Here is a 12,623-nt window from a genome sequence, read left to right as displayed (position 1 = left end):
GCCGATCAGATAGATCGGCTTTTTTGTGCCTGCGCAAAACCCGCGCAAAACTGGCGCAAAACTACCCGGTGATTTCGCTGATATTCAGGTCCGGAACTGCCTCGGACCAAATGATTTCCTCGTGGTCCCGTTGGTAGTTCTTGGTCATGCCCTCGCTCGCATGGCCTGCAATCTTCTGCCCATCCTTACCGGCTTTCTTGTACAGGTGCAGCGACAAGGCTCGCACTTCGTGAAAGCCCGGCATCTCTTCTTCCTTCCATCCCGCGTAGCAGTTGGCCGACTCTCTGGCCTCCTTGAATGCTCGCGTCAAATACCGCTCCTCAACCTTCGTCCAGTGGTCCTTCGTTTGTGCCTGCTTCTGCTTCAGCCGATCCGGCTTGCGGTGCACCAGGTACGGCGACACGACATCATCGCGGCACCGGCTGATTACGGTCTGCAACTCGGGCGTTACTCTGAATCGAATCCAGGCCGCGTCTGTAGCCTTGGCCGTCTTCTTCTGCACGACATAGAGGAAACCCTCCCTAACCCCATCGAAGCGCATGTCCAGGATGTCCGTGCGGCGCTGAGCGGTGATAAGTGCCAGGTCGATTGCATTCTGTAGCCAGGCTGGCGACTTTTCCCTGATTGCCTTCAGCCCCTCGACGGTGTGCCGTCTTCGTTGTTTCTTCTCGATCCTGTTGATGGTGCTGGCTGCTGGGTTGTCAGGGCAAAGACCTTTGGCGGCTGCGTGGTTAAAAATGTCGATCAGTAGCGCCCGAGATTGGTTCGCCGACCGCGGTGTAATCGCGTCCAACATCTCCGCGATCATGCGGATAGTGATCTGGTCGACCGCTTTTCCCTCGAACTGCTTCCGGAAACGTCGAAAGTGCACGGCATAAAGGCCCAGGGTCCCTTTTGCCAGCTCGCGCGGGGGAAGTACGTCACGCTCGTAGGTATCGAGGAATGTGGCGAACGACTCCGACGATGCGGAGAGCACGTTGCCAACCAGATCAGCGCCGCGCATGAACTCCAGGTTCAGTTGCTTGGCGGCATCGATAGCCTTTATGCGGTCGCCGCCGAACTGGAACCACTTTCCGTCGGTAGGCCGACGGTAGCGGTATGTCGACCGTCTCGCATCGAAGTATAGGTTCTGCGGGAGGCTCTTATTCGCCTTGTTCCGCGGCCGAGGTGCCATCATGCAGCTCCTTTCAATACCATCGCCACCAGATCGTTGCCGTCCGAGCGAGTGAAGGCGATCCAGTCAACGTACCAAAGTTTCCCGATCTGCTCGCCAGGCACAAGGCCGTTGCGGATATGATTGCGAATTGCCTGGGAGCAGGGCGGGGTGCCGTTTTCACCCCAGCGCCGTCGCTGGAATTCACTGATCTTGATGAGTTCTTTTCGCATAGTTACCTCCCTCCGTGTCGCGACACGTTTTCTTTATTTGTGAATGGTGTCGCGTCTTTATCCTTGCTCTCGGCCCGCGCCTTGCTGGAAGTGATCTGCCAACACCCGGCGCGCGTCGATACCGCATGACGCCGACATTGCGTAAATCTGTCCGAAGGTGGTTTCTCGGCGCTTTAGGGCGTTGAACAGTTCGATCAGGCGCTGGCCCTTGGTATCGTTTCGGCAGCTCATAGTAAGAACCTCTCGTCATTCCGAATATGTCGTGAGCTAGTCGCTGAACTTGGGGCGGTTTGCTTTTCAATCACTGGAGAGCAGTTGGCCAAATCAGGCGGATCTTCGGGTACCACCAGCATCCGTACGAACAGAACGACTATTAGCGTCAGTTGGATTGTCTGGAGCATGGCTCTACCTCTTGTTCGCTAGTCCGTGCCCTTTTAATGCGCTGGTAGATCTCCTCGCGATGTACCTCTATACCTTTAGGGGCTTCGATACCCAAACGTACCTGTTGGCCGCTAACGCCAAGCACCTTGATGCAGATGTCGTCATTGATGCGGATGGTTTCGCCTGGCTTGCGTGAGAGAATCAGCATGCATTGCTCCTTTTTCGGCCGAGCGAATCCCGGCCGCGTTGTTGGCTTTCGCAAAAATCAGGGTTGGTTAAACGGTTAGAGCGGCCTCAATGCGGCGTACGGCCACACGTGTTTCAGTGCGGCGCTCGCCTGGTCGGCGAATGCGGCCGAACTGTTCGGTATTGACTTGCTGGGCGGTCAGCACCATGCAGAGAACGATTACCATAGGGGTGATGATCTGGCGCTTGAACGCCTCGATTACCAGGCCGCGCATTGTCTTGACGCCCAGCTTGAAACGGGCAGCTTCGAGACGCTTCTCGGCGGTGTTCGGGCTGATACCCATGACTCGACCAATCTCTTTCACCGTCAGATCGGCTGCAGCCCACAAAGTAGCTTCTAGCTCGCGAGGAGCCAGACCCATTTTTAGATTGCCTTGCCAATTGCCAGCAGTCAGGGTGTTGGTGCTCATGTTGTGAAGCTCCATGCTGAAGTGCGATGGAGGAAGTAAACAATATGTTTATAAACAAATCAACATTTTTGTTTATCTATATTCTTGAGGCACAAAAAAACCCGCATGCAGCGGGCTTCAATTGGGGATGCTTATTTGGCGTACATAGCCCACCAGAACACGCGCCCAATGATGCTGATTTGCTCATCAAGGATGCCCTGAAAGCTGTAGTCTTCATCAGGGTGCTCATCGCGGTTAAAACTGCGCAGCCGGATTCCTGATGGCAGTCGATATAGCTGTTTCACGCGCAGCTGACCGTTGTGATTTATGGCGTAGACGTCGCCGTCAATGATATCGCCGAATTTCGTCTTGCCGAGATCAACGCCAATCGTCGCCCCGTCTCTCAACACGGGAGTCATGCTGTTTCCGCGTACTGTCACGCACCTGGCTTGGTCAAACTGAACTCCGTTATCCCTAAGGTTCTTCTTGCTGAAACGAAGGTTGGAGTCAGAGCTTTCTTCGATTGAGAATCTGCCCGCGCCTGCGGCCAGCTCGACCTCCTGTAAAAAGGGCACCTCTACTTCCTCGTCGTCCAGTGGGGCCTGATCATCCCATGAGCTCAGGTGCTGCAAGTCGAAATCGCCTTCGCCCTTTCCGAACAAATGTCGCGGACCCTCGCCAGTATTCAGCCAGGTGATGGCGATCTTGAGCATCTTGGCGACAGGTATGAGCCATCGGCCGGGAACACCACGGACGAACCAATTGTTAAGCGTTTGAGCGCTTACGCCCATGGATTTCGCGAATTCAGCCTGCGCTATTCCTTGGTGCTGGAGCTCTTCTTTTAGGCGGTTGCCAGAGTGTTGAGTATTCATAAACGTAAAGTTTACCGGGGTTGCGATGTTTATTAAATAAACGTATTGTTGATTTACGTTTATAACCATGCATCGGTGTGCCTATGAGTCCTTCTCCGCTTGAGCGAGCAATTGCCGCTGCGGGATCAGCCGTTGCGCTTGCGAAATTGGCAGGTGTAACGCCGATGGCCGTTTCTTACTGGAAGGTGCGCGGCGTTCCGGCTCGACACGTCGTTTTGATTGAGAGTGTGACTGGCATTCCTCGTCATGATCTGCGGCCCGATCTTTATCGAGAAGCATCGCCAACCTTGAACCAAATGGTGCCCCAAGCCTCACGCATTGAGCAGTCTGGCAAGACCTCTGGTAATCCATCCAGTATCGAGGTGGCGTGATGATCCCTGCCTGCTTGATCGCCTTAGCCCAACGCAAATCCACATCCAGCACGGAGCTATTCCTACAGCTTGATCTGGATGTGGAGGAGGCATTCGTTGAGCTATGGGGCCCAGGCGCTCTGATTGGCTACCTGTGCCTCACCCGAGCCCGTAATGCAGACGAATTCAGGAATGGCCGGACTGTAGCAACGCTTGAATTAGCGGGAATGCTTTCGTCGCGTTCTCCATGCCGAGGTCCACTAGTTTCGTTATCAGCTGTTTTGTGGTCTCGCCAGGAGCTTCACGCAGAGCTTTCAGAATCCCGCTCTTCTGCTCTTCGGGAAGGTTCGACGCCTGGACTTTTGCCTCGATTAACTGACGTAGGGTGTCCTCATGGAGCTTAACGGTTACGACGGCAAGAGCTGCTCCTATACCTCCATCGTGCTCAAGGAAATCCATTCCTTTAGCGGTGATCCGTGCCTGCGTGATTGTTCCGGACCCACTGTGGTAGCCGACAGTCACTCCGCTATCAACCAAGCCTTGCTCTTCCAGGTAAACAAGGTTGTTGATGCATTCAACTTGGGTATATCCGTCCAAGTGATATGCCGACTGACTTCTGCGTGGGTAGAAGTCTCGCAACTCTTCCAAAAGTGCATGCTGCAACAGCCTATTCAACTTCATATAGCAGGTCTCCGTGACCGTCGTTTCGAGTGGGATCAAAACAGTATCACGGCTTGGCCCGGTACCAATTTGCGGCCTGGGTAAATCGCAGGCAACAAAAAACCCGGCTTGGCGGCCGGGTTCTCAAGCAGCCCATTGGCGTGGGCTTTATGTACTTCTTCGTTCTGGAGAACGATATGTCACACCCAAAAAATACCACCGCGCCCCCAAAAGCGCAACACCTGCCACGGTCATTGTCCGACCGGGCTGGCTTCACCTATTTCGAGGTGCAAGTCGTTTATGAAGAGGCTGGTTTCAAACGCTCATATCCGGGCGTGCTTGATGAAGCCATTGCTCGAGAGCTCAAGTCGATTTTAGAGCAGGATGTTTCCCCCCGCTCAGTTCGCATCATCTGGGCTGCTGGTTGGTCTGCAGAGTTCGAAGAGTTTCTTCGAATGGATGAACGCATGACCGACCTCATCAAGTCTGTCCGTTCAGCAGAGCGTCCAGGGTACGAACTTTGCTCGCGCCTCGGACAGTTTGGTCCGTACGTAGGTTATGCGCCACGTTCTGCGCAGTCCCAAAACGTGGCGCCGGATACTGAGGTGCAGCCATGAGCACCGCCGTTTCAGTTATCAACCCTGTCGAAGGCGAGGTTTTGCGCGATGCACTTCTTGATGCTCGCGACATGTGCTCGATGAATTTCGCAAGGGATGAATTTAACAAGCTCGCCTCACTTCTGTTGGGGCAGATCGTTCCGGCCTTGGGCGGCTATCACGACAGCGAACTGGCTTGCGAACTAAGCCGACATGTCGAGCAAGTGCGCCTGTTCAGCGGGAACTTCTGCTGGCCGCACCGCCACCTGGGCGCTTCCTACGGCGTGGTTGGCAAGCGACCAGGCATTGATGTCGAGGTGCGTCCATGAAGACCCACACAACACTTCGACTCACCCGCACTCAGTACCGGAAATTCGCCGAACAGGTAAAACAGGCTGGTTGCGCGCTCAGCCTTTCAACCTTCCGCGCCCTCGGTAGCTGCTGGGGGATCTTCGACCCACGCGCAGAGCTCGTCTGCTTGGATGTTTCAGCAGATGAGCCAGGCTTCGCTGAGGTCTGTGGCATCCAACTGTCAACCAGTGTTGATGCTGGGCGTATGCGCAGTAATCAGCGTCCGGAGATCGATTGGTCGTCGCTTGAGGACCACGAAATCTATCCGTTCATCGTTGCCCATGAAATCGGACACCGTGTGGATAATTTTTGCTACTGGGACATGGTCAGCATCGACGACCAACAGGTTCGCACCCGCTGTGAAAGTGTGATTCGCAGCATCAACGAAGTTTTGGCCGATCGATATGCCTGGAACCAAATTCGTCCGGGCGAGCCTGTCCCACTGTGCGAACTGGGGAAGAGCCTTCAGGAAGAGGTCGCCGCCGACATCGCACTGATGGACAAGCATATGCCCAGGGCTCGGCGTCAGCCTCGCGCACTTCCTGCAGGCCGCTATCTCCACATCCCTGAAAAGATGCTCATGAGTGACGTGCATGTTTCCTTTATCGGCACAGGCGTTTCCGCGACAGCAATCGAATTCGCTCGCCGTCCACGTACCTACCGCCGCGACTCTCGTTCGAGGGCTTACTGATGAATCTAATCCCATTCGAATTTCGTGGTACCGCTATCCGCGTCATCACCGATGAGCACGGAGATCCGTGGTTTGTCGGCAAGGACGTGTGTGACCTGCTCGCTTACGCCAACTCCAGTGATGCAATGGGTCGGCATTGCAAGGGGGTCGTGAAACGCTACCCCCTTCAAACGCCTGGTGGCATGCAGGATTTGCGTGTCCTTTCCGAAGGCGACACTTTGCGCTTGATCGTCAACAGCACGATGCCTGCTGCTCAGGATTTCGAATCCTGGGTGTTCGACGAGGTTTTGCCAACCATCCGCAAGACAGGTAGCTACCAGCGACCAATGACGCCCGGTGAGAAACTGTTGGCTCAGGCTCAAGCGGTGATCAACGTCGAACGACAGCAGGCCGAGCAGCAGGTGGCTCTGGAGCGTATCGAGACCCGGGTGGCCAACGTCGAGCAGGTTCGTTACCTCGACTCAAGGCCTGCCGGGTTTGAGTCTATGACCACGATCCGCGAGCGCGTCAGCCTGCGCCACGGCATTCCCCAGTGGGTGATCAACGCCGTGATGCGCGATATACCCGGCGCGCCGCTGCCATTCGCCATGGTACGCAGCAAGCACGCCGACGACGGGGCCCAGCCATACCCGATCTGGCCCACCGCAGATATCACCCGTCGCTTCGACCGGTTCGCCGCTGAGTGCACCTTCGTCACCGCTGAGCGAGCCACCCATCCAGATATTCAGCAGGGCCGCTTCAAGCTGCGCCAGAGGAATCCCGCATGAACAGAACAAACAGTAATGCCGAGCAGCCACCACGGGGTTTCAGCTTGGTCGGTGAGCTTGTCCGGATCGCACAAAAGCCCTGCGCCAGTAAGAGCACCAGCCTCATAACAACGCGCCGTATCTGCCGCGTATTTGGTGAGCGCTTCGACGCTATCACCTCAGAGCGACGGGCTTTTCGACGAGAAGCGGGAAAGCTGCGCCATCACCTGCCATTTACGGCCAACAAGATCTACGAGCTTCAGGAGCAGTCAACTCAGCATCGAAAGGCGCAACGCGCCGACCTTCGCAAGGTGCTCGCCGCCTTTGGTCGCTCGTTGATGCTGGACACCGAAGGGCTCACAGAAGGATTGGGATTCGACCGGCTGTGCGACCTGCTGGCGGTGAATACCGTTGAGCGGGAAGCCCTCAGGAAGGGCGGGAGCGTTTCGGTATCAGACCTTGTTTTCGCTCACTCAGTTGAGGAAAGCGCTGCGCGACGTGGACAAGAGTGGAATGACGCACCGCTTTTCAATGCTTGCCACATGGCTTTTGCAGACTTTCTTCATGAGACACCAAGCGAACTGCTACCTGATCCATTCGCGCCTGGCGCGCCGTTCGGCCCGAAGCTTCCGCCGGTGCTGACGGTAGTCGATGGAGGGAAACCTCAATGACCACCTACGATATTGCCACCGGCAATCTTCCCCAGGCTCCCGTCATCGCTGAAGTAGTAGCTGGGCCCTGGCCCTGCTATTCCAATTGCCGCCATCTGCCTGAGCGCGAGCGCTGGGAGATCTACGGCTTGGCCAAGGCCGGCCGTGTCGCCCTGGAGGATCGCGGCGTCGCTATGACCGAGACCTACGATGCGTTCATTGCCCGTGTTACGCGGGAGCTGGACCTATGAGCATGGATTCGATGGTTAAGGCTATGAAAGTCAAGGTAGGCAACCCACTTCGCAAGCTTGTACTGATCAAGCTGGCTGATAATGCAAACGACCAGGGCGAATGCTGGCCTTCGTACCAGCACATTGCCGACCAGTGCGAGATCGATCGCAGCACTGTTCGCAAACACATCAAGCAGTTAGCTGCTCAGGGATTTTTGCGGATTGAGAACAGAGAAGGACCAAAGGGAAACTCATCAAATCTCTATTACTTGGTTCTCGGGCGTGTAGGCCAAAACAGCACACCTGTAGGCCCAGAAAGCACAGGTGTAGGCGCACAGCCTACAGCCCCTGTAGGCCCAGAAAGCACCAGAACCAGTCACCCTTCTGAACCAGTCAAGGAACCTAAAACCTTGTGCACATCGGAAGTGGAATTGGCCGAAGCCTTCGAGGTGTTCTGGAAGCTGTATCCCAACAAGAAGTCGAAGAAGGACGCTCGCAAGGCATGGGAAAAGCTGAAGCCAAGCGCTGAACTTCGACAAACTCTGATGACCGCCCTTGGCAGCCACCGCGTTTCCCGCGACTGGACCAAAGATGACGGTCAGTTCGTGCCGATGGCGTCGACCTGGCTAAACGGTGAGCGCTGGACTGATGTGCTCAATCCCTGCACGGCCAACGGCCGGGCGTTCAACAACCTGCCAGACCACACACCTGACATGTACCAAGGAGGCGACAATGAACCAGCGTTCTAACTTCCGTCGCCAACCTGAAATGCGCTCGTTCGCTGGCGAATGCTCTGTCCACGGTGCGGTTGATCGCTCCGAGGTTGAGCAGTTCGACGGCTCGATGCTTGTCCGCCCCTGCAAGCAGTGCCAGTTCCACGGCCTGCGCGTGGCAGAGGTGGGCAGTATTGAGCATATCCAGGCCTTGGCTCACGTTGCCGCCGAACGCCTCAACGGCGCGCTGGTGGGCTCTGGCATCACGCCACGGTTTGCCGACTGCACTTTCGCCACCTATCGCGCCACTACCCCGTCCATGTCTGAGGCGCTCGAAAAGTGCCAGGGCTACGCCAACGACTTCGGCCAGCACTACCTGGCCGGCCGCAACCTGCTGCTGACCGGGAATGTCGGTACCGGCAAGACCCACTTGGCCTGCAGTATCGTGCGCCAGGTCATCGGGCTGAACGCGATCGCGGTGATCACCACCGCCGCCGAGATCATCCGGGTATTCAAGCGATCCATGGTCCGAGACTCCGGCTACACCGAGGGCGACGTGATCGATGAGCTGGCAAGCTTTGATCTGCTGGTAATCGATGAGGTGGGCGCCCAGGCGGGCACCGCGTACGAGCTGGCGGTCTTGCATGAGGTCATCGACCGGCGTTATCAGCTGGTCCGGCCTTCGGTGCTGATCTCGAACCTGCCAGCCACGTCGAAGCAGGACGTTGAAGGGAAGTCCACGCCAAGCCTCGAGCAGTACATCGGCGCCCGGGCGCTTGATCGACTGCGGGAGAACGGTGCGTTGCTGGCTGGCTTCACCTGGGCTTCGGCACGGGGGCGCGTATGAACGAGTACCGAGAGCTTTACAGTGACGAGGCCGAGCACGCGCTGCTCGGCTCCCTGATGCTGGATGGTGAATTATTCGACTCGATCACTGCCAGCGTGACCACCGCGGACTTTCACGATCCGGAGAACGCTGCGCTTTACCAAGTGATGATTGACCTGCACGCCACCGGCGCGCCGGTCGACCCTGTCACGCTTCACGACTTCAAACCCTACCTACCGAGTGGCGGCACGACCATCGCCTACGCAGCTGAATTGGCGAAGAACACGCCCAGCACCGCCAACTGGAAGGCGTACGCCAGGACAGTCGCGGAGCGAGCAGTGCTCCGCCGACTGGTGGAAGCTGCTGATGCCGTGCGTGATTCGGCCAACGAGAACAGGCCGGTGGCTGAAATCATCGCCAGCGCGCAGCAGGCCATGGCGGATCTGCGCGATCTGGATACCGGCGAGCCCGATTACAAGCGCATGGACGAAGTGGTGACCCGAAATATCGACATCATCGATGCCAAGTTCAATGGCGCTGTTCAATCGGGGCTCTCCACTGGCTTGGTAGATCTGGATAAGCTGATCCGAGGGCTACGAAAAAAGACAGTGACCATCGTCGCTGGTCTGCCTGGGAGCGGTAAGACAACGCTCGGCCTGCAGATCGCCCAGCACATTTCCTGCTCCGGTCTGGGCGTTGGCATGGTGTTCTCGCTGGAAATGCCGGAGGAGGAGCTCGCCAACCGCGCCCTGGCATCCCTGGGTAGCGTCGACCTGCAAGTATTGGATAACGGCCAGTTGCAAGATGATGACTGGCCGAGGCTCACGTCTGCGGTCAACAAGATCATGGACAAGCCCCTTTACGTCAGCGACAAGTCGGGCCTCACCGTCGCGCGCATTCGGAGCATCTGTCGCCAGGTCAAGCGCAAGCACGGCCTCGACGTGGTGGTGATCGACTATATCGGCCTGATCGGCTCCGACGGCAAGGCGTTCAACCGGACCGCAGAACTGGGAAAGATCTCGACCGGTATCGTCAATATCGCCAAGGAGCTGGAGGTGCCGGTGATCCTGCTGGCCCAGCTCAACCGCGATTCGACCAAACGCCCAGGCAAGAAGCCCATTGCTTCAGACCTGCGTGACTCTGGTCAGATCGAAGCTGACGCCCACTGCATCATCCTGGTCCACCGTGACATGGACGACGAGCAGGGCCAGAACGGCGTGACCGAGCTGATCATGCCCAAGTGCAGGCACGCACCGGTCGGTTCGTGCGTTGTGCAGCAGCAGGGCAAGTTCGCCCGCTTCGTCAACTTCGCGGGCCGCGAGCCCACCCAGGAAGAGGTGGAGATCGGTCGACCCTTCTCCGAGCAATACAAGGGCCAGCGGAGGAAGCATGGTGAATAATCTGAAAACCCTGCACGTTCAACTGACCGACGCCGAGATCCGCCGTAATCAGGCTGGTGACGTTCGCCAATTGCGCGATCCTCGGCACCCGGCGCTCAGGTTCCGTTATTCCACCGTGGATCGCGCCAAAGGCTCGTGGCACGTCGTGGTGGGCAAGTCCTGGGGCAAGGCTGGCAACTATCCGGACATCAACGCCAAGGCGATGCTGGCTACGTTGCCGACCATCCTGGCCCGCCGATCTGCTGATCCTGCTGCTAAGTCCACGGCCACCAACTGGTCCACGGTGGGCGAACTGCTGTCCTGGTACCTGGAGCGCATGACGCGCGACCGGGCGCTATCCGAGAAACGCAAGGCCAGTGCCAAGTCGGCCTTGAAACGGCACCTGCAGCCACGTCTCGGTCAACTGCCGCTGGCTGGGCTGAACAGGCCGGCCATTGACCGACTGCTGCTGATGCCGATGCAGGAGCGTTACGCGCTGTCGTTCGTGCGCTCGGTATGGGGCGTCCTGGGGGTGGCTGTGCGGCAGGCCTATCGCCTGGACCTGCTGGCCGTTAACCCGCTGGCAGGGCTGGAGTTCACCGACTTCGTTCGGACGAAGATCAAGGCCAAGGCGGCGCGGCTGCACTCTGATGACGTGCCTGGCCTGCTGATCCTGCTGGCCGACCAGTTCGAAGAATCGCCCGCGGCATCTGCGCTGGCTGGGCTGATGCTCTGTCACGGCACGCGCCTGGGTGAAACTCGCCTGGCCCGCTGGAAGAACGTCAACACCGACACCGGCAAGTGGTTCATCCCCGCGGCGGACACCAAAACCAAAGCGGCGCACACCCTGCCACTGACCGGCCAGGCCATGGCGCTGATCGAACGGTACCGGATTGTGCAGAAGGGCAGGGGCTACACCGGGCAGTTCCTGTTCCCGGGAAGCTCTGGCCAAGCCCTCAGCGCGACTAAGGCCAGCACCATGTTCACGCACCTGGCCCACGGCGAATGGTCGAGTCACGACCTGCGCAAGGTGGCCCGTACGGCGTGGACTGACCTGGGCGTCGACTACATGGTCGGGGAGCTGCTGCTGAACCACGCCATGAAGGACCTCGACCAGGCCTACATCCACACGTCCGCCGAGCAGCTCAAGCGACAGGCTCTGGAGACCTGGCACGCCTACCTCGATCAACGAGGTTTCGAGGCGCTGCACGGTGGGACATTTGCGAGACAGGAAGGCGAGGCATTACCCGCCGAGACCATGAATAACGAGGCTTTCAGCGTGAATCAGTATCCACTTCCGAGGAGGAGGTTTTTAGTTAAAGGCGGCACCCATCCCACACCAAATCAACAGCCAGGAGACGGCAATGAGTAACGTCACAGCGGCATTGCCGCGCAAAAGCATGAGCGACCTGGAGCGGCGCTTTCTAAAGATCGCCGGTGAAGAGTTGGCCAAGGTCAAAGTCGGCGGGCCGAATGCGCTGGCTTACCTGCTGGACATAGTCGCTAGTTGGCACGGCAGTCGTGTGCAGATCGGCTTTCATGATTTCGGCCAACGTTGGCTGATCGAGGGGAACGCCAAAAACAAACCCGCTGACCGGTTGCTGCGCGACCTGTTTGGCCTGAGTGATCCAGATCCGAGGAAAGCCGCATGAAGAAGCGCACGTATGTCGACAAGCCCTTGGGCGATACTGAATACCTGCTGGAGCAATGGGGCTGGTGGCGGATGGACGGGATGGGCGTGCCTCGGTACGTATCACCCCTTTATGCGCTGATCCGCGACAACAATGTAACCGAGGGCGGTATCAAGAATTACTGCGTCACTGATGACGTGGCCCTGTTGGTTGACCGGGCGGTGGCCAAGCTCGCCACCCGGGACGCGCAGATGGGTAACTTCATATGGCTTTACTTCGGCGCGAAGTGGCCAGCCCTTAGGGTTGCCAAAGAAAACGAGATGGGAGAGGCAAAGGCCCGAGAGTTAATCAAGGCCGGAGTGGCCTGGGTCGATTGTGCATTGGAGAAAATTCGCGAGGCTGCATAGCCTTAGCAGGGCATCAACGGAGGGGATCCCATCTCCAGGATCTCCCCTGTTGTGGTTGGTACCGTTTGAAACTTATCTGCCGAAGCTATCAAGCTGCTTGACAGACCCTCACTCGTTTT

20 protein-coding genes are annotated in these 12,623 nt (G+C 57.7%); 13 read left to right on the top strand and 7 right to left on the bottom strand.

The window, feature by feature from the left end:
• Nucleotides 1-61: 61 nt before the first annotated feature.
• From FX984_RS08805 to FX984_RS08785, 6 genes are all read right to left on the bottom strand, one after another.
• Nucleotides 62-1,174, bottom strand: a complete 1,113-nt coding sequence (locus tag FX984_RS08805) for a phage integrase Arm DNA-binding domain-containing protein (RefSeq protein ID WP_146476764.1) — start codon at nt 1,172-1,174, stop codon at nt 62-64.
• Nucleotides 1,174-1,386, bottom strand: a complete 213-nt coding sequence (locus FX984_RS08800) for a hypothetical protein (protein WP_074847309.1) — start codon at nt 1,384-1,386, stop codon at nt 1,174-1,176. Before FX984_RS08800 ends, FX984_RS08805 begins: the two co-directional genes overlap by 1 nt.
• A gap of 57 nt (nt 1,387-1,443) precedes the next feature.
• Nucleotides 1,444-1,617: a hypothetical protein gene (locus FX984_RS32430; RefSeq protein ID WP_186511860.1), complete on the bottom strand. Its 174-nt coding sequence runs from the start codon at nt 1,615-1,617 to the stop codon at nt 1,444-1,446.
• Nucleotides 1,618-1,765: 148 nt separating this feature from the next.
• Entirely contained in the window at nt 1,766-1,975 is a 210-nt protein-coding gene (gene csrA, locus FX984_RS08795) for a carbon storage regulator CsrA (protein WP_146476589.1), read from the bottom strand.
• Nucleotides 1,976-2,042: 67 nt separating this feature from the next.
• A complete protein-coding gene (locus FX984_RS08790) occupies nt 2,043-2,423 on the bottom strand; it encodes a response regulator transcription factor (RefSeq protein WP_146476588.1) in 381 nt (126 codons plus the stop codon).
• 131 nt (nt 2,424-2,554) lie between these two features.
• Nucleotides 2,555-3,274, bottom strand: coding sequence for a LexA family transcriptional regulator (locus FX984_RS08785; protein ID WP_146476587.1), 720 nt, complete (start codon nt 3,272-3,274; stop codon nt 2,555-2,557).
• Between the two features lie 83 nt (nt 3,275-3,357).
• Here FX984_RS08785 and FX984_RS08780 point away from each other — a divergent pair, with 83 nt between their 5' ends.
• Nucleotides 3,358-3,645, top strand: coding sequence for a transcriptional regulator (locus FX984_RS08780; RefSeq protein ID WP_146476586.1), 288 nt, complete (start codon nt 3,358-3,360; stop codon nt 3,643-3,645).
• A 165-nt stretch (nt 3,646-3,810) separates the two neighbouring features.
• Here FX984_RS08780 and FX984_RS08775 read toward each other — a convergent pair whose 3' ends face one another.
• Nucleotides 3,811-4,305 carry a hypothetical protein gene (locus FX984_RS08775; protein WP_146476585.1) on the bottom strand — a complete coding sequence of 165 codons (495 nt, stop codon included), beginning with the start codon at nt 4,303-4,305 and terminating at the stop codon, nt 3,811-3,813.
• 53 nt (nt 4,306-4,358) lie between these two features.
• On the opposite strand from FX984_RS08775, the gene FX984_RS08770 reads away from it, so the two are divergent.
• The 12 genes from FX984_RS08770 to FX984_RS08715 are packed head-to-tail and all read left to right on the top strand — an operon-like array spanning nt 4,359 to nt 12,504.
• The gene (locus FX984_RS08770; RefSeq protein ID WP_146476584.1) at nt 4,359-4,901 is read left to right on the top strand and encodes a hypothetical protein; all 543 of its coding nucleotides are present in this window, start codon (nt 4,359-4,361) and stop codon (nt 4,899-4,901) included.
• Nucleotides 4,898-5,209: a hypothetical protein gene (locus FX984_RS08765; protein ID WP_146476583.1), complete on the top strand. Its 312-nt coding sequence runs from the start codon at nt 4,898-4,900 to the stop codon at nt 5,207-5,209. The genes FX984_RS08770 and FX984_RS08765 overlap by 4 nt, the downstream gene beginning before the upstream one ends.
• Complete coding sequence (locus FX984_RS08760) at nt 5,206-5,922, top strand: hypothetical protein (protein ID WP_146476582.1); 717 nt, start codon at nt 5,206-5,208, stop codon at nt 5,920-5,922. Before FX984_RS08765 ends, FX984_RS08760 begins: the two co-directional genes overlap by 4 nt.
• Nucleotides 5,922-6,689: a BRO-N domain-containing protein gene (locus tag FX984_RS08755; protein WP_146476581.1), complete on the top strand. Its 768-nt coding sequence runs from the start codon at nt 5,922-5,924 to the stop codon at nt 6,687-6,689. Before FX984_RS08760 ends, FX984_RS08755 begins: the two co-directional genes overlap by 1 nt.
• Complete coding sequence (locus FX984_RS08750; RefSeq protein ID WP_223841612.1) at nt 6,686-7,339, top strand: hypothetical protein; 654 nt, start codon at nt 6,686-6,688, stop codon at nt 7,337-7,339. The genes FX984_RS08755 and FX984_RS08750 overlap by 4 nt, the downstream gene beginning before the upstream one ends.
• Entirely contained in the window at nt 7,336-7,569 is a 234-nt protein-coding gene (locus tag FX984_RS08745) for a hypothetical protein (protein ID WP_146476580.1), read from the top strand. The genes FX984_RS08750 and FX984_RS08745 overlap by 4 nt, the downstream gene beginning before the upstream one ends.
• Nucleotides 7,566-8,297 (top strand): helix-turn-helix domain-containing protein, encoded by a 732-nt coding sequence (locus FX984_RS08740; RefSeq protein ID WP_146476579.1) that lies wholly within the window; start codon nt 7,566-7,568, stop codon nt 8,295-8,297. Before FX984_RS08745 ends, FX984_RS08740 begins: the two co-directional genes overlap by 4 nt.
• Entirely contained in the window at nt 8,281-9,108 is an 828-nt protein-coding gene (locus FX984_RS08735; RefSeq protein WP_146476578.1) for an ATP-binding protein, read from the top strand. The genes FX984_RS08740 and FX984_RS08735 overlap by 17 nt, the downstream gene beginning before the upstream one ends.
• On the top strand, nt 9,105-10,487 hold the full coding sequence (locus FX984_RS08730) for a replicative DNA helicase (protein ID WP_146476577.1): 1,383 nt from the start codon (nt 9,105-9,107) through the stop codon (nt 10,485-10,487). Before FX984_RS08735 ends, FX984_RS08730 begins: the two co-directional genes overlap by 4 nt.
• Nucleotides 10,477-11,838 (top strand): tyrosine-type recombinase/integrase, encoded by a 1,362-nt coding sequence (locus FX984_RS08725; RefSeq protein ID WP_186511858.1) that lies wholly within the window; start codon nt 10,477-10,479, stop codon nt 11,836-11,838. The genes FX984_RS08730 and FX984_RS08725 overlap by 11 nt, the downstream gene beginning before the upstream one ends.
• Nucleotides 11,831-12,118 carry a hypothetical protein gene (locus FX984_RS08720; protein ID WP_146476576.1) on the top strand — a complete coding sequence of 96 codons (288 nt, stop codon included), beginning with the start codon at nt 11,831-11,833 and terminating at the stop codon, nt 12,116-12,118. The genes FX984_RS08725 and FX984_RS08720 overlap by 8 nt, the downstream gene beginning before the upstream one ends.
• Nucleotides 12,115-12,504, top strand: a complete 390-nt coding sequence (locus FX984_RS08715) for an antiterminator Q family protein (protein ID WP_146476575.1) — start codon at nt 12,115-12,117, stop codon at nt 12,502-12,504. The genes FX984_RS08720 and FX984_RS08715 overlap by 4 nt, the downstream gene beginning before the upstream one ends.
• Nucleotides 12,505-12,623: the final 119 nt, after the last annotated feature.

It is taken from the genome of Pseudomonas marginalis, from assembly GCF_008692035.1.
Taxonomy (GTDB): domain Bacteria; phylum Pseudomonadota; class Gammaproteobacteria; order Pseudomonadales; family Pseudomonadaceae; genus Aquipseudomonas; species Aquipseudomonas marginalis.
This window is presented reverse-complemented; position numbering and strand designations above follow the sequence as displayed.